The following is a 16,323-nucleotide window of genomic DNA, read 5'->3' on the forward strand; positions in this document are numbered from 1 at the left end:
AATAATATTATTAAAAATTTCCAGAGTCAACTTCCTTTAATAGAGAATATTTTTAATACCTTGGTATTACTAACCCCATTTTTTCGAACTTCATGAAACTGTCCATATACCAGATTGATGCGTTTACTGATAAACTCTTTTGTGGAAATCCTGCTGCTATTGTTCCTCTGAACGAGTGGCTTCCGGACGAAACAATGCTCAACATTGCCGCTGAAAATAACCTCGCCGAAACTGCATTTTACATTCCCAGTGAAAGCGGTTTTCACATCCGCTGGTTTACGCCTTCTGTCGAAGTGGATCTGTGCGGGCACGCTACGCTCGCTGCGGCTTATGTGATTTTCAACATTCAGGGTTATGAAGGTCACTCGATCCGTTTCGAGTCGCGGAGCGGTGAATTATTGGTTGAATGCAAAGAGGATTGGCTTACGCTGAATTTTCCAGTGGACCAGTTTCACATCGCCGTGCCGCCGCCTGCTTTGGTGGAAAGCCTTACGGACACCACAATGATCGAGGTTTATAAGGGCAAAACGGATTATATGGTCGTTTTGGAATCAGAAGCAGAGGTTAAGAACCTTGATCTTGACATCATTGTCCTGTCTACAATTCCGGCAAGAGGCATTATTGTTACAGCTGCCGGAGATGACGTTGATTTCGTTTCGCGCTTTTTCGCACCGCAATCAGGCATTGATGAAGATCCCGTAACCGGCTCGGCACACACCACGCTGATTCCTTACTGGGCAGAAAAATTTGATAAAACCGTGATGACAGCCAAGCAGTTATCGAAAAGAGGCGGATATCTTAAATGCGAGCTTGTAGGCGACCGCGTCCACATTGGCGGACAAGCCAGACTTTATCTAAAAGGGGAGATTTTGATCGATGAGTGATCAGCTCATTAATTTGCGCCGCTGCCCCGCATACAATCCAGCTATTACAAGGACTGTTCCTATGACTGTGTAAATGGTCACTGGCTCAGACATGAGCCACCAGGCAAAGAAAAAGCCAAAAAGCGGGCATAGGAACAGCCATAATGATGCCTTCACGGTGTCGATACGGAGCAGATAAAACCAGCAAATCAAGCCGACAATTGAAACGGCCAGACCAGCCACAGCACAGGATACCAAAATGATCCGTCCCAGACTGTGGTTGAGAAATCACCAAAAAGCAATGTTGCAGGAAGCAGGAATATGCCGCCTAGCAGCACCTGCCAGCCATTTATAAGCAGATTCGGCAATTCCCATTGAATCGTGGCGTAGTAAACACTTGCAGCCGAAACCGCTATCATACTGATCAGGAGCAATGTAATTCCTGTAAAATTCATGTAACTCCCGGCAAGCAACGGATAAGTTGCCACGCCAACGCCGGCCATTCCCAGAATAATCCCCAGCCATTCTTCCGACTTAGGACGCCTTTTCAACCACCAGGACGACAGCAAAACAATGATCAGAGGATTTGTAGAAACTGCCAAACTGCCGATTCCGGCTGTTGTAAATTTCATTGCATACACGTAGAGGCCCAGGTAAAGCGTTGTATTGAGAAAGCCAAACAACGCGAGCTGTTTCCATTCTTTTCTGTTCGGCAATCGGAAAGATTGATCTTTGCCCAACAAATACGAAAATGAAAGCAGCAGTATACCAGCTATAAAGAAGCGAACGTTTGCCAATATTAACGGAGCAGCAGACCGGACCCCAAACTTGGTGGCGACGGAAGCAGATGACCACAGAATGGAAAAGAGAAGACCAATACCAATGTTTTTCACGCGTAAACTGAGTTATGATCCAAAAATACGCGATGCGTTTCGGCTTCCCCCCGCAGTTTTTATATTTTTGGGCATGATTAGCAAAAAAAATGCCAGGTGCATTCTTTCAATTTTACTTACCGGACTCTGTTTTCCTTCCTTTTCACAAAGTCAATGGACTTATGACTTCAATAACGGGCTTAACCCTATTGAAAATGCAGGACCAGCATTGAAGGTGCTCGGAGTGCCTGGAAAATATATTAAGGAGAAGATTCCCGGATCAGATTACCTCAGCCGGACCATTTATCAATTCGAGAAAAACAGCGGTTTACAATTCAATAATGCCGAAGCCAAAGGTTTTTTGAGCAAATCTTTTACCGTCGAAATCTATTTCAAGATGGAAGAGCTCGACAGCTGGAAACGTGTGCTGGACTTTAAAAACCGGAAGAGCGATTACGGCAGCTACATTTACGACGGCAAGCTCAATTTTTATGATTTTGCAATCGGAGAGAAAGCGCCTGTGCGCGCCAATCAATATGTACATTATGTTTATTCCCGCGATCATGAGACGAAAATCATAAAAATGTACATCAACGGGCAGTCTAAGCTGGAATTTAAAGATCCGGGAACAGAGGGCATGCTCGATGCTGATCAGGTGCTGAATTTATTCCAGGACGATCTGATAGCGAATCATGAATCCAGCGCAGGATCCATTGTGCTGATCCGGGTTTATGACCGCGTGATGACGCCGGTGTTCGTACGGAGAAGTTATCAAACCATTAGCAAAATTTCGAAAGAGCCGATTGCAAAAGAAGAAAAGGAACCTGAGCCAGCACCCGTCACAAAGGAGCCTGTAAAAAGAAGATCTGATCTGGCAATAGTCACGGGTCGCGTCTATGACGGCCGGAACCTGAAACCGGTTAATGATGCAGATGTGATGGTGCGCAATTCCAGCAGCGATTCGCTGGTTGCCCAAACGAAAACGGTCGATGGCGTCTACAATTTTGAGCTGCGCCCGCACGAGACTTATCGCATTTCTGCCCGTGCAGACGGGTTTCAGTCCAAAAGCGTTTCGGTTAAAGTGAACAACCGTTTCGAGGAGGTCAAATCATTAATCAGCCTTTCTGCGGCAACTTACGACACGCCTTTGACCACACTATATTTCACACAAAGTGCCGATGTGCTGGAAGACAATGCTTTGGCGGGAATAGATTCCATTGTTTCCTATTTCCAAAAAAGAGACGATTTGAAAATAATTCTGAAAGGACATACGGACAACACGGGTGATTTTGATAAAAATCTTGAACTGTCCAACAAGCGTGTGGAGACGGTGCGTAGTTATCTGCTAGCAAAGGGAATTCCGGAAAATCGCATTTCAGGATCCGGATATGGGTCCGCACAGCCGACACGCATGAACCAGACCGAGGCTTTGAAGCGCTCGAACCGCAGGGTGGAAATTTGGGCTGAGCCTATAAAAAGATAAAGCCATCTCACTGAGACGGCTTTATACTGACTATTCCTAAACCCTTAACCTTTTCTTATCTTATATATCTTCTGCATTCATGCAATGCAAACGAATCTTAATGTCTTTGATATAAAGTAACAATGTTTTGAATAATACTCCAATTTCCTGTCTAACAAATTCCGGAAACTTTTGATCTATATACGGCGAAATTTACTTTTCAGATTTGCCGCAAACATTGCTTACTAGCCTTTCAATGCGTTTCGAGTAACTTCTGGTCTATTAACTTGTGACTGAGCGACTAACGAAACTTGTTTTCTTTCACAAAGGTAAAAACATTAATTTTATTTCCCTTGGATTTATTCAATTTTTATTTCGGCGAACCGTGATACAAATATCTTAATTAGTTTTGATATTACAAGCTTTGATAGAATCTGCTAACAAAATAATATTTGGAATTAACACTGGTTTTCAATTGATAATTTATAACATTAATTTGCTTTTTCTAATCTGGCTTTAATAAAGTTTTATGATTTTGGCAAATTACAAAATAAATACGATTCTTGAAATATTTATATTTTCTTTAAATTGTACAATCATTGGTTATAATTATTCATTGTTGTTTGTATTCCCAAAGTACAAAAAGCTAAGACCATATCCCCGGCTGTATCCAAAAAGATAGGCAGTTCGGCCATTTCTTCATTGGAAAAAGGTTTTAGCACATAATCTACTTGCCTGCCACGTGGAAAATTATTTCCAATTCCAAAGCGCAAACGGGGATAATTGCTTGAAGCCAAAAGCTCTTCAATATTCTTAAGACCATTGTGGCCGCCGTGACTGCCTTTTGGTTTAATGCGCAATGTGCCGAAAGGAAGTTGCAGCTCATCCAATATCACCAGTAAATTTTCTTCCTGGATCTTAAACTGATCCATATAGTAGCGAATTGCCTTGCCGCTCAGGTTCATGAAGGTGGTGGGCTTGATAAAATAAATATGCCTGCCCTTATGCTTCCATTCGGCAACGAAGGCCAGCTTCTCGAACGAAAATTTGAAATCGTGCTGCGCCGCGAGCCTGTCAAGCACCATAAATCCCACATTATGCCTTGTGAATGCATACTCCGGACCTATATTTCCCAATCCGGCAATCAGATATTTCATTTGGTAAAAGTTTTTGATTTCGTCTTTGAGCACTTAATTTAGGCTAAAATTCAGGGAAATTACATGGTGCCCCAAAAACGATTGATATTAAGCAGCCCGCTATTAGAGATCATGACCAGCCGGTTATGTCAACAACTCATTGAGAATCACCAGGACTTTGACAACTCGGTGGTGATGGGATTGCAGCCGCGGGGCATTTATTTCGCCGAACGCATTATTGCAGAATTAAGGGAACGCACCGGAAAGAACATTCCCATGGGCTATCTCGACGCCACTTTTTACCGCGACGATTTCAGAAGACGCGAATATCTCCGCTTCTCCCCAACAAGACGAGTGTTTCCTTTTTTGATCGAAGGAAAAAGATGTGATCCTGCCGATTGATGACGTGTCTTTCAACCGGTCGCATGGTGCGCGCCGCATTGGACGCGCGGATCGACTGCATTTGGCCGACCGAAAACCGTTGAGTTAATGGTGCTGATCGACAGGCGATATAACCGCGAAATTCCGATTGATCCAAATTACGTGGGCATGCAGGTGAGCACTGTGGAGCGCCAGCGTGTGCAGGTGGAATGGAAAGAGCAAGGTTTTGAAGCCGATCACATCTGGATGGTCGATTAAGGCAAATCAGCGCGGCCTGGACGCCTCTTCCTTTGTTGCCTTCCCGATGTCTTCGGTTTTATATGTGAGCTTATTAATGTAAAAAACTTCGCGCCCCTGCCCTATTGTGGAGGTTCCGATGCGCTGCATGCCATATGCTAGGAAATACTGACCATACCACGGCGAGAGATAATTATCCTCATTGTTCAGCACCTTTTCCTTCTCAGATTTAGCAGTAATCTTGAATTTTTCACTTTCCACAACCACTTGATTGCGGCTGATCACTTCGGTATGAATTTCGCCTTCCTGTGGATAAGCCAGCACGAAATAATCGTCAACCGGCGTGATCTGAACCATTTCCTGTAAATCGTGACTCGTCAGATCTTTGATCGTAATGGTGTTGTCCCACATGAATTTCCCATTCCTGTCAAAACCGCAGACAATGGCATGTGTATAACGATAACCTTCCAGCGAACGGGAAATGTAAGGCCGCGAAATGCCTCCTGTAATGATGGGACTAGTTGACCTTTGATTTGGATAGTAAACCTCTGCCACGAGCACAATTTCATTTTCTGTCTGGATCAGTTCGTGAACGAGCAGCCTGTAACGGAATTTGTTTTCTTTGCCCATGCTTTTTCTCTTGCCGATGCGCTCCATCATTCGCGCACGGCGTTTGGGCTTCATATAGTTGAAAAAATTCTGCAACTCCGAAAATTCAATGAACTGAGGCTCCTTAGGCTCATCGTGCTCCACATGAGTGACAAATAAGCCCTGCGAATACTGCGTGCAGCCCACTGAATAATTGCCAATCAAATAAGAATCGTCGGCATTCAAGGGCACGATTTGACCGGAAATGAAGCTATATCTCGGATCGCTCAGCGTCGTCTTTTTTAGCAGCTTGCCTTCATAATTGTACGTTTTGATTTCAAAAACGCAATTTTTCTTCCTAAAAGCATAGGTGATGACATTAATGTAGCCGTCGATTTCATTGATATCGACATTGTTAAGTTCCGTATTTTTCTCAAAAAGCCCGGGCAGAACGCGCGTTGTGTGATCGAAAAACGAATGAACAATTACAACGGGCCGGGATCTGTAATAACCTGAAACAAGTGCTTTACTGCCAATCACCTTGAAATGCTGGACATCTACGCCGGAGAGGAGATTGCCTTTGTAAGTGTCGATAGAACCGTCGCTGTAATTGAGCTGCATGAAAAGAAAACGGTCTGTGTCCGGCTCGGCAAATAACCAGTAACCGCTCTCCTCGCCCTTGTAAGCCATGACCGGAATGTAGCGAAAATCAAGCTTGTAAGACGTTCTCCACAGCACTTTGAGCGTGGTGTCATATTTGACAAATTGCCATTGCTCATTTCTGCTATTAGACCATTCATTTCCCCTGATCACGGAAAGCAAACCTTGCTGTCCCAAACTAAAAACCTCAAATTGCTCTGTTGACGTGGGATTGGCGGGGATCTCTAAACGATCGGATTGCTGCAACTGCGCATAGGCGCCCCAAAAGGGAATAATGCTCAGAAAAAGCATCCAGCAAATCCGGGACCAGTGTAAAGAATGGTTATTCATAACTTCTTCCTTCGGGGTGTAACTCGCTTCAATATTTACCCTAATTTTGCATCAAAAAGGATAACATTGCTATTAATATTATAAATAATTTTATTCAAATAAAAACTTAGAGAAATGTAACTCAGTTTCTGAGAAAGCACTTCCATTACCTCATCATTCATGACGATTGAAGCAATTCTGAAAGACGACATTCAAAAAGCAATCCAGAAGCATTTTGATCTAAGCGTTGAAGACATCATTTTACAACCGACAAAAAAGGAATTTGAAGGATTTTACACTTTTGTTACTTTTCCGCTTACAGTCTATCCGGAAATCGCCAGCGGAAATAGGGCAGATCATTGGAACGGAGCTTGCTGAGCAGTCATCCGTAGCAGCGAAGTTTAATGTTGTACAGGGATTTTTGAATATCAGCCTGAAAGACACCACGTGGCTCGAACTATTTTCCGATGTCTTTAATGATCAAGATTTCGGATTTTCCCCTTCAAACGGGCAGTCGGTTATGGTAGAATTTTCTTCGCCTAACACGAATAAGCCCTTGCACCTGGGACATTTGAGGAACAATTTCCTTGGTGATTCCCTTTCTAAAATCCTCAAAGCCAGTGGTTATGATGTTGTAAAAACGTGTCTGGTTAATGATCGCGGGATTCACATCTGCAAATCCATGCTGGCTTATCGTGAATTCAGGAAACGGTGAAACGCCGGAGTCGAGTGGCATTAAGGGTGACCATTTGGCTGGGAAATATTATGTAAAGTTTGACGGAGAATACAAAAAGCAGATTCAGGAGCTTGTCGAGCAGGGAATGTCTGAGGAGGAAGCTGCCGAAAAAGCGCCCTGGATTTTGGAAGCGCAGAAATTGCTTTTGCTTTGGGAAAATAATGATGCGGAAACCGTCGCTTTATGGCATAAAATGAATGGCTGGGTTTACGAAGGTTTCCGCCAGACTTATGATAAAATCGGTGTTGGATTTGACAAAACATACTACGAATCAAACACTTATCTTTTAGGAAAAGACATTATTGAGGAAGGCTTAACAAACAATGTTTTTTACAAAAAACCAGACAATTCTGTTTGGATCGACCTTACTGCCGAGGGGCTGGATGAAAAGCTTGTTTTGCGCGGCGACGGCACTTCGGTTTACATTACGCAGGATTTAGGAACGACGGAATTGAAATACAGTGATTTCCATAACAACCGTTATTTATGGGTTGTGGGCAATGAGCAGGATTATCACTTTAAAGTCCTTTTCGCGATTTTAAAACGCCTCGGACGACCTTATGCGGACGGTTGCTATCACATTAGTTACGGAATGGTGGATTTGCCGTCGGGCAAAATGAAATCACGTGAGGGAACGGTTGTAGATGCGGATGATCTCGTCGATCAGATGATCCAGACGGCTGCCGACAGAACGCAAGAATTGGGTAAGATCGATGACTTCGACAGTGCCGAAGCGAAGCAGCTTTACAATCAGCTGGCGTTGGGTGCATTAAAATATTTTCTTTTAAAGGTTGACCCTAAAAAACGAATGCTCTTCAATCCGGAAGAATCTATTGATTTCCAAGGACATACGGGGCCGTTTATTCAATATACGTATGCGCGCATTCGTTCTATTATGCGAAAAGCTGAGCAGGCAGGCATCCAGGCTGTAATTCCGCCCGTAAGTTATGCGTTACATCAGGCGGAAAGGAGCTTATTTTTGCATTGTCTCAATATCCGGTTCGCGTGCAAGCGGCTGCTAATGAGTTTGCTCCGTCCATTATTTCGTTGTACGCATTTGAGCTTGCGAAGGTCTATAACCAGTTTTATGCCGAGGTCTCAATTTTCTCAGATCCGGACCAGGATGCGGTCAAATTCCGTGTTGCATTATCCGGCGCAGTTCTTCTGAAACAATTCAGAAGGCTTTGGGGTTATTAGGGATAGAAGTTCCAGAACGGATGTAACGTTCCAATCGGTTTGGAGGTGGGCTTGATTGTGCTTTTGTGTCGCGTTTAAATATTTCTCTTTTATATACAATAACCTGTACTAACCAATAACCAAACTACAATTATGAGCTTCTTGAAAACATTATTCATTATGATTACGAGTTTGATAAGCGGCCTTTTCGCCGACAAGTCCGAAGTTGCGAAGAAACCAGACTACGATGTGGTTGCGAAACAATCGCTTTATGATTTTAAAGTAAAGTCGTTGGTGGGTGACAAAACGGTTGATTTCGAGCCAGTATAAAGGCAAAAAAGTCGTGATCCTTAATGTTGCATCCAAATGCGGTTATACGAAGCAGTATGCTGACTGGGAAAAATTCAACAAAGAACACGGAGACAAAGTGGTTGTGCTGGGCTTTCCTGCAAATAACTTTGGCGGACAAGAGCCAGGCACAAGCGAAGAAATCGCTACATTCTGCTCTAAAACTTACGGCGTAAGCTTCCCGATGTTTGAGAAAGTCTCTGTGCTGGGCGATGACCAGGCTCCGATCTACAAATGGTTGACTACAAAAGAGTTGAACGGCTGGAATGACAAAGTGCCAACCTGGAACTTCTGCAAATATGTAGTAAATGAAAAAGGTGAATTGACAAACTTCTTTGCCTCAAAAATATTACCAACCGACCCGGAATTTTTGAAGTCAGTTGGCATTTAATAAAAGCTTTTTAACTTTCGGGCTGCAAATGTTGCAGCCCGAAATATTTTAACTCATATACACATCACTAAGCATGAAGGACATTACAGAAGCAAAGCGCTACATCTCCAACGCGAAGGAAATTTTAAGAGAAAAAGCGATAAAGGAAAACGGTGTTTACAAAGATCGTAAATACGTAAAAATGGCTGGCCACACTGCGTATGCTGGCGTTTTGGTTGCACTAGACAGTGTTTTAGGAGAAAAAAAGACGAAAACGCGAAAAAGTGTAGAGTGGTATCAGAAAGAATTATCAACGACTGATAAAAAAATACTTTCCTATTTTCTGGCCGCTTATGACACTTTGCACTTAGCCATGAGTTATGACGGGAATCTAAGTGCAGGCGTTTCAACGGAAGGTCTCCAACTTGCAGATAAAATCATTAACTGGGCTGAGCAGAGATCGCAGGTCTAACATTACCCTCTCAAATCAATGAATCCCTGGATTGAAGCGGCCCGCCCGCGCACATTGCCCCTCGCACTTTCTTGTATATTAATGGGCTGTTTCCTGGCGGCGTCCACCGGAACATTCAGCTGGCCCGTTGCAGGATTAAGCGTTTTAACGACTATCTTATTGCAGGTTCTTTCCAACTTCGCAAATGATTATGGCGATGCGGTGAATGGCAAAGACACAGAGTTACGTGAAGGGCCCCGCAGAGCTGTTCATTCAGGACATATTCAGGCTGGTACAATGTTGAAAGCCATCATTTTTTTTTCAATTCTTGCATTGGCTTCCGGCATTACATTGTTAATTATTGCTCTAAAAGGCGCTCCTGCCAATACATTCTGGGTTTTTCTGGGGAATTGGCATTGCTTGTATCATTGCCGCGATCACTTACACCGCCGGAAAACGTCCTTATGGTTATGTCGGTTTGGGAGATTTGTCGGTGCTGATCTTTTTCGGATGGGTTGGCGTGCTCGGCAGCAGTTATTTGCATACGCACGTTTGGGATTGGGGTTTGCTTTTACCCGCTTCCAGCTGCGGACTTTTCGCTGTCGGCGTGTTAAACATTAACAACATCAGGGACATTGAATCTGATAAAGCGACGGGCAAAAACTCCATTCCCGTGCGCTTAGGACGCCAAAAAGCCATTGCTTATCACTGGACGATTCTCATTATCGGCATGTTTTGTGTGTCCGTCTACACCGCGGAGCATTTTTCAGGTTATACCAGTTTGATGTTTTTACTGAGCTTCCCGTTATTTATCAAAAACGGCCTGGCTATTTCCAGATTAAAAAAAGCAAGTGAATTGGATCCTTACCTGAAACAAATGGCACTTTCTACATTGCTGTTTGTTATCCTGTTCGGCATAGGGGTCGTTTTGTAAGCGATTATTATTTTACAAATGGCTTAATCGCATCTCCCAGCAGTTTGTATCCTTTCGCATTGGGATGCAGACCGTCTGAAAACAGCGATTCGTCGATTTTTCCGTCTTTTTGTAAAAACACTTTTCCCGGATCGAGGAAAGTTACATTCGCTTCGCCGGTTAACTGCGCCAACTTCTCATTGATTATTTTGACTCTGCCTTCTTGTGCGCGTCTTGGATAAATGCCAAGCATGACAATTTGCGCATCCGGCTGATGAAACTTGATGGCTTCGATTAGCATTTTCCATCCTTCAACAATTTCCTCGTCGGAATTCAAATGCAGATTATTGGTGCCAATGTTAACAAAAACCTGCTTGGCAGCATATCCGTCCAGTTCCCCGTGATTGATCCGCCACAGCACATTCTCAATGCGGTCCCAGCCGTAGCCCATGTTCCTCGCATTTTTACCAAAAGTATTGTCCCACGAATCTGCTCCAGTTGCTCGCGGCCCTTTCGGAAGTCCGCCCCAAAAGTGCGTGATTGAATTGCCGATAACCACTGTCGAAGTTGAGTTTTTCTTATTCAAATCTAAAATCTCAGCATGCCTGGCTTCCCAATCGTAATTATTAGGCTCCCGCATTTGGATCACCGGCTGCGTGGTCGAAGCTGTGCCCTTGTATTCATGCAGGATCTGGCGCAAATGCTTTTCATATCCTTCCGCATAACGCATCATGCCCAGGTCATTGGGATGCGTTCCATCCACCATTGTCTCGATATCTTGTCCAAAATCGGCTTTTGGAATGATAAATAACTGCGTAATGCCCTCCGATTTGAGCTGCGCGAATGCTTCTTTCAATGTCTCATTCACTTCGCTGTAAAAATGCTTGCTCTGCGGATTCATATCTTCATCCGTATAACCAGCGTGAGATGCGAGCACAATGGGAGTTTTCGGATGCTTTTTTCGTAATGTTCTTGTTGTTGCCAAGATGCGATTTTTCACGTCATCAATGGTCAGTCCAAGCTTGGAATCGGGCCGGATCGTGAGGTTAGGGAGGCAATCCAGAACAAATATCTTGGCGTCGATTTCCGAAACAATGCTGACAACTTCCTCTTCCAGCCGCCCGTTCCCGGAAAAGCCGAGGTTAATCAGCGGATGATCTAGTTTCCGTCCTAAAAATCGCCGTCCAGGCCATTCCAGGGCGTGATGCACAAGCTCCATGAGCAATGGAAGTGCCGTAAATGACGATTGGCTTGTCCGGTCTCACGCTCAATGGTGCAAACTCAGTTCCTTCCGGGGTGCCGATTTCCAGCCATTTTACGCTGTTGTATAACGGCAGATAAAGTCTGTATTCCCGACCTCTTTTGTGATATGAATCATTGGGCTCCAGCCCTTTGAAAGTGTAAGTAATTGTGTCGCCAAAAGCATATTTCCCAGCGCACCAGCGCCAGTCTCCATCGCTTGAAATGGCATAAAGGTCCACGCCGCTTACACCCGTTGCAGGCATGTGCGGCAATGCATGCTTTCCGCCTACAACATAACGAATGCATATTTCACCAGCGTTGGCACGAAACCGCAACATTAACCCCGCAGACTGATTGGATAAACCCCAAACTTGTTCCCTAACCAGCTTTTCAGCACGCGCTGGCAGCCTATCGTATGGATTTTTCACTTCTTTCGGCCAAGCCTGACCTTCCAAAACGGGAAATGTAGCCGTCTGCGGATTCCACCAATTGAGCTTATTGGATTGTGCAAATGTAAGATGGAACGAAAGGGCTAAAACAAAGCAACTGAGGGCGATTTTCGACTTCATATAAAAGAAATGGACACATTTGGATATGCCCAAAAGTGCCCATTCACTCAGTTCTTACTTTGATTCGCGGGATTATTTCACAATCACGCCGTCTGCTATAAAGGTCAGTTCGTCCCTTGGTTCGGTGATCTTTGCAATTTCCTCCTTGCTTTGACCCGCGTCTTTGGCATAATGCTGCAAATGCTCAACCGGAATCGTTTTCTTCTGCGCCTGTCCTTCGAAAACGACCGTTTTCCCTGTTATGTCTTTTGGCACAAAAAATCCGTAATCCTTAAACATTACGCGCATCGTTTCGCCGTTATCAAGTTTCACGAGCATCCAGCAGCCTTTGACCTGACAAACCGATTCCACCTCGCCGCTTACTTTGGCATTCATTTCAGTCTTGTCAGCCATCTGTTTTGGCAAAGCGCTCGCTTCAATGGCTTTGGCTTCTGTAATCTCTTTACCAAAATGGTTGCTCGTCTGTGCTTTTACAGCTAATGTGCTCATTGCAAGCATCATCAGCAACATTACTTTCTTCATTTCATATGTGTTTAAGTGTAAGATAATTATTCCAAAACTTCTACCCAGCCTTTGCAATGGTTGCCCTGCGGCGTGTCGACGACGTAAAAGTAAGTCCCGTTTCCAATTCCTTTGCCCCAATCGTTCTTATAATCAGAAGTTTTGAAAACTGATTTTCCCCAACGGTTAAAAACTTCCAGCGATGCCGGCAAAACGGGAACTACGAACAAATCGTTTTTGCCGTCACCATTCGGCGTAATCACATTGGCCAGTGTAAATGGCGGAGCAGCCTTTATCGTTTTCGATCCGGAAATTGCACATCCCGCACTATTATAAGCAGTTAGCGTTACGGTATAATCCCCAGGCGTTTCGTAAATATATTCATTAATGTTCGGATCTGTCACCGTGTTACCCGTCCCCAGGTTCCATTCGTAGCGCGTCGCATTCTGCGTTTTGTTATCCGTAGAATAACTAAATGGCGCATTGCATGCTCCGCCGGACTGCGTTATCTCAAAAACCGGCTCATACGATCGGTCCACCTTCACCGTGATTTCGCGATATGGGCGGCATCCATCCGCATAAATGCCTTCTATTCTGTATGTTGTTGTTTTTTCAGGCTTCACGGTTACCGATTTTCCAATCGTTTCTTCCAATCCATTGTTGGCCAGCCAGCGATATTGCGTGCCGTCACCCGAAACACTCAGGACAACGGTTGATCCCGGGCAAACCTCCACATCCGGCATTTCAATAAAATCCGCCTTTTTATCAACTGCGACCTTCATTTTCTCAGTCACTTTGCAGCCGCTTGCATTGCTGATCTCGACTGAATATTCTGTGTTTTCCTGCACCGTTACAGAAGGCATTGCGGTTGCAGCATTATCCATTCCGGCGGTCGGCGACCATTTATATTGCGTTCCGCCGGAAGCCCAGAGCTGTATTTTTGAGTTTTCGCAAACCGTTGTGTCCGCCTTAATTTTGCTGTTAAGCGTTTCGACAATGATCTTTTTTTGCGCAACATCAACCCGTTTACAGCTGAGGCGGTTATAGGCTTTCAATGTCACCGTGTATTCCCCGGGTTTCGTAAAAGTGAATTCCGACTGATCTTCTTCCCGCGAAAAAGTATTGCCGCCCACGTCCCAAATGTAATCGACGCCGCCCTCGCTCGTATTTACAAATGAAAGCGACAACGGCGCGCAACCGCGGAGCACATCTTTGGTGCTGCCTGAATAAACGTCGAAATCCGCTTTCAGGCGATCAATGTCTATCTTGAATGCTGCGTTATTACAATTTTCGCTGTTGTTTGTCTTCGACCAGGCTTGTGGGGTTACCGGAAAACCGCTGCCGCCACAAGCGCAGGTTGCGTGATAAATAGTGCCGTTTTTATCAAACCGGCTCGTTCCGCCATCCACATGGTCGCCCTGAACGGTGCCTGAGCGATCCCGACTTCCGAAAAAAGTGGCATATAGCAGCGATTTTGCTCCCTGCTCTAAGATCGCAATGTAAAAGTTGTTTCCATTTGTCAAAGTTTGGATTGCATCGTCCGTAACGACCATTCCGCGCGTCGTGCTGTTCGGATTGTTGCCGGTTGAAGCATTCACATTGCCTCCCCATCCTGCCAGATAAATGTTTCCACATTCACTGACGAGAAATGCCGTTGGCGAAATGTCAGGAAAGCCTCTCCCCGACCCTATGACGGTCGAGAAAATAGTTTTGGATAATGCACCGTCCAGCGCATGCACAAATTGCCCGCTTTTTGCATTCTGATAAACGCCTTGACTGACGGGATATGCGCCATTAGTCAGCCCGTAAACATAGACATTATTACTTTGATCAAGATCCAGTAAATAGGCCCCATCCTGATTAGCAGTTCCTAAATAAGTTGCAGCAGCCAATTTATCATTGGCATAGCGCACGACAAAACCGTCCTCCGTTCCACTCAAATCCTTCTGGTAAGAGGTTGCGCTGATTGGCAATTTTGCGCTTTGTGTTATGCCCGCAACATAAATATCACCATTGGCCGAAATCTTCAATGAATTCGCCGCATCCCATTGACTTCCACCAATATATGTGCTCCATAATAAAGCATTAAGCGCAGAATTCAGTTTAAAAACAACGCCATCCTGATCGCCCGCCAGCTTAGCCTGTGCCGGGTTTTTAACAGGAAAATTAGCCGAATTACTTGAAGAAACGACGAGCACATTATCATCTTTATCTACACCAATTTCCCCTCTGAAACTGTCTCCGTAATTTTTAATCAACACATTCTCAGTTGCGCTGACGCCATCATTTCCACTTCCGCCGACGAATGTTGACGCACTCAGCTGCTTGCCATCCACACTCATTTTGGATACAAAAATGTCCCCGCCATTATCAAGATCGAGTCCGGAAATGGGGATAACCTTCGTTCCTCCTCCGAATGTTGCCTGATATGCGCCGGTTCGGGTTGGAAAATTTTTGGAAGATGTTGTGCCGAGGATCAGCAGCTCTTTTTTGCTGTTAACGATCAGACTGCTTGGAATGTCAGCATTGCTTCCGCCCAGAAATGTGGCATAGACAAGCTTGCTTCCATCGGACGTAAATTTCATGATCGACACATCGACCTGCCCTTCGAATTTAGTTTGAAAAGCGCCGACCGTTGCTGGAAAATTGGCCCCGAAAACTGTTCCGCCGGAATACAGATTTCCTTCGTCGTCATAAGTTGCCGTATGCCCCCAGTTATCCGCAACGGAGCCGGAAAATGTGGAAAAGATCAGTTCAGGATCAATTGTCAGCTTTTCTGATTTATTATAAACCTTTGGAATACTGAATGTTGCAACATTCTCCGCGGATAAAAGATATTTTGAGGACACTTCTGTGGTTCGTGCATTAACTTGCTGAAAAGAATAAGGCTCCGCTTCTTTGAAAGAACCAATGCTTGTTTTTACCACAATCTGACCGGCTTCATTTACTGCAACATTGTCGGCACCATTGTATCTCATCCTGATCTGGGAAGGATCAGCCTGGGGATGAACGATGAATTCGTATTTTAATGTCAATTGATGCAGATAAACGCGCATATCGATGCCCGGGTAAAGATTTTGATAAATCACTTCTTCAAAACCCTTTACACCACCAGCCCACTTTTGCTCCTCCTTGCCAAGGAAATAGTTGAAACCCGTTTCGACAGGAAGTTTGGACGTCATTTTAGCATTCGGCAATGATCCCAGAAACTCGACTTCAACGCCATGGGCAGCGATCAGTCCAGCATTTTCTCTCGCAGCAGATGAAGCCGCATGGCTTTTGCCATGATTTGCGGAAACCTGCGCAGCATTATATAAGACGTAAACAAGTGATTGTTTTTTTGAGGAATAAAAAGCCGCCGGGAATTTCAGTGCGGAATAAAATGTCGGATTCCCACTGGCCGCGGTTCTCGATAAAGTGCATTCCGGCAGCGAAGCCGTTGCCTATTGTGCAGGTCAAAAACAGGAAAAGTAAAACGATTGCACGTAAATTTCTCCGCATATAGGCTT

Annotated in this window: 12 protein-coding genes and 4 pseudogenes; 7 read left to right on the forward strand and 9 right to left on the reverse strand. The window is 44.6% G+C overall.

Going from position 1 to position 16,323, the window contains the following annotated elements; genetic code table 11:
- The first annotated feature begins 92 nt into the window (after positions 1-92).
- Positions 93-884, forward strand: coding sequence for a PhzF family phenazine biosynthesis protein (locus tag AC0IYG_RS12410; protein WP_471711387.1), 792 nt, complete (start codon positions 93-95; stop codon positions 882-884).
- On the opposite strand, the gene AC0IYG_RS12415 is transcribed toward AC0IYG_RS12410, so the two are convergent.
- Together AC0IYG_RS12415 and AC0IYG_RS12420 are read right to left on the reverse strand one after the other, a co-directional pair.
- Complete coding sequence (locus AC0IYG_RS12415; protein WP_471711388.1) at positions 885-1,106, reverse strand: EamA family transporter; 222 nt, start codon at positions 1,104-1,106, stop codon at positions 885-887.
- Positions 1,073-1,756 carry a DMT family transporter gene (locus tag AC0IYG_RS12420; RefSeq protein WP_471711389.1) on the reverse strand — a complete coding sequence of 228 codons (684 nt, stop codon included), beginning with the start codon at positions 1,754-1,756 and terminating at the stop codon, positions 1,073-1,075. The genes AC0IYG_RS12415 and AC0IYG_RS12420 overlap by 34 nt, the downstream gene beginning before the upstream one ends.
- Positions 1,757-1,829: 73 nt before the next feature.
- On the opposite strand from AC0IYG_RS12420, the gene AC0IYG_RS12425 reads away from it, so the two are divergent.
- Positions 1,830-3,218, forward strand: coding sequence for an OmpA family protein (locus AC0IYG_RS12425; protein WP_471711390.1), 1,389 nt, complete (start codon positions 1,830-1,832; stop codon positions 3,216-3,218).
- 575 nt (positions 3,219-3,793) lie between these two features.
- Here the strand turns inward: AC0IYG_RS12425 and pth are convergent.
- Positions 3,794-4,354: an aminoacyl-tRNA hydrolase gene (pth, locus tag AC0IYG_RS12430; RefSeq protein ID WP_471711391.1), complete on the reverse strand. Its 561-nt coding sequence runs from the start codon at positions 4,352-4,354 to the stop codon at positions 3,794-3,796.
- A 66-nt stretch (positions 4,355-4,420) separates the two neighbouring features.
- Here pth and pyrR point away from each other — a divergent pair.
- A pseudogene (gene pyrR, locus AC0IYG_RS12435) lies at positions 4,421-4,972 on the forward strand (bifunctional pyr operon transcriptional regulator/uracil phosphoribosyltransferase PyrR).
- A 6-nt stretch (positions 4,973-4,978) separates the two neighbouring features.
- Here pyrR and AC0IYG_RS12440 read toward each other — a convergent pair.
- Positions 4,979-6,529, reverse strand: a complete 1,551-nt coding sequence (locus AC0IYG_RS12440; protein WP_471711392.1) for a hypothetical protein — start codon at positions 6,527-6,529, stop codon at positions 4,979-4,981.
- A 159-nt stretch (positions 6,530-6,688) separates the two neighbouring features.
- Here AC0IYG_RS12440 and argS point away from each other — a divergent pair.
- The 3 genes and pseudogenes from argS (at position 6,689) to AC0IYG_RS12455 (ending at position 9,610) form a co-directional block, all read left to right on the forward strand.
- Positions 6,689-8,467 (forward strand): annotated as a pseudogene (gene argS, locus AC0IYG_RS12445) (arginine--tRNA ligase).
- A 106-nt stretch (positions 8,468-8,573) separates the two neighbouring features.
- Positions 8,574-9,159 (forward strand): annotated as a pseudogene (locus AC0IYG_RS12450) (glutathione peroxidase).
- A 73-nt stretch (positions 9,160-9,232) separates the two neighbouring features.
- Positions 9,233-9,610, forward strand: a complete 378-nt coding sequence (locus AC0IYG_RS12455) for a DUF5618 family protein (protein ID WP_471711393.1) — start codon at positions 9,233-9,235, stop codon at positions 9,608-9,610.
- Positions 9,611-9,612: 2 nt separating this feature from the next.
- On the opposite strand, the gene AC0IYG_RS12460 is transcribed toward AC0IYG_RS12455, so the two are convergent.
- Positions 9,613-9,786 (reverse strand): hypothetical protein, encoded by a 174-nt coding sequence (locus tag AC0IYG_RS12460; protein WP_471711579.1) that lies wholly within the window; start codon positions 9,784-9,786, stop codon positions 9,613-9,615.
- Here AC0IYG_RS12460 and AC0IYG_RS12465 point away from each other — a divergent pair.
- Positions 9,704-10,523 (forward strand): annotated as a pseudogene (locus AC0IYG_RS12465) (1,4-dihydroxy-2-naphthoate polyprenyltransferase). The gene AC0IYG_RS12460 and the pseudogene AC0IYG_RS12465 overlap by 83 nt on opposite strands.
- Before the next feature lie 7 nt (positions 10,524-10,530).
- Here AC0IYG_RS12465 and AC0IYG_RS12470 read toward each other — a convergent pair.
- The 4 genes from AC0IYG_RS12470 to AC0IYG_RS12485 all read right to left on the reverse strand — a co-directional run bounded on the left by AC0IYG_RS12470 (position 10,531) and on the right by AC0IYG_RS12485 (position 16,245).
- Positions 10,531-11,721, reverse strand: coding sequence for an SGNH/GDSL hydrolase family protein (locus AC0IYG_RS12470; protein WP_471711394.1), 1,191 nt, complete (start codon positions 11,719-11,721; stop codon positions 10,531-10,533).
- On the reverse strand, positions 11,645-12,313 hold the full coding sequence (locus AC0IYG_RS12475; RefSeq protein ID WP_471711395.1) for an SGNH/GDSL hydrolase N-terminal domain-containing protein: 669 nt from the start codon (positions 12,311-12,313) through the stop codon (positions 11,645-11,647). The genes AC0IYG_RS12470 and AC0IYG_RS12475 overlap by 77 nt, the downstream gene beginning before the upstream one ends.
- Before the next feature lie 72 nt (positions 12,314-12,385).
- Positions 12,386-12,835, reverse strand: coding sequence for a DUF4920 domain-containing protein (locus tag AC0IYG_RS12480; RefSeq protein WP_471711396.1), 450 nt, complete (start codon positions 12,833-12,835; stop codon positions 12,386-12,388).
- Between the two features lie 26 nt (positions 12,836-12,861).
- On the reverse strand, positions 12,862-16,245 hold the full coding sequence (locus AC0IYG_RS12485; RefSeq protein WP_471711571.1) for a DUF7948 domain-containing protein: 3,384 nt from the start codon (positions 16,243-16,245) through the stop codon (positions 12,862-12,864).
- Between the last annotated feature and the right edge of the window lie 78 nt (positions 16,246-16,323).

The organism is Dyadobacter sp. AC419, assembly GCF_979253085.1.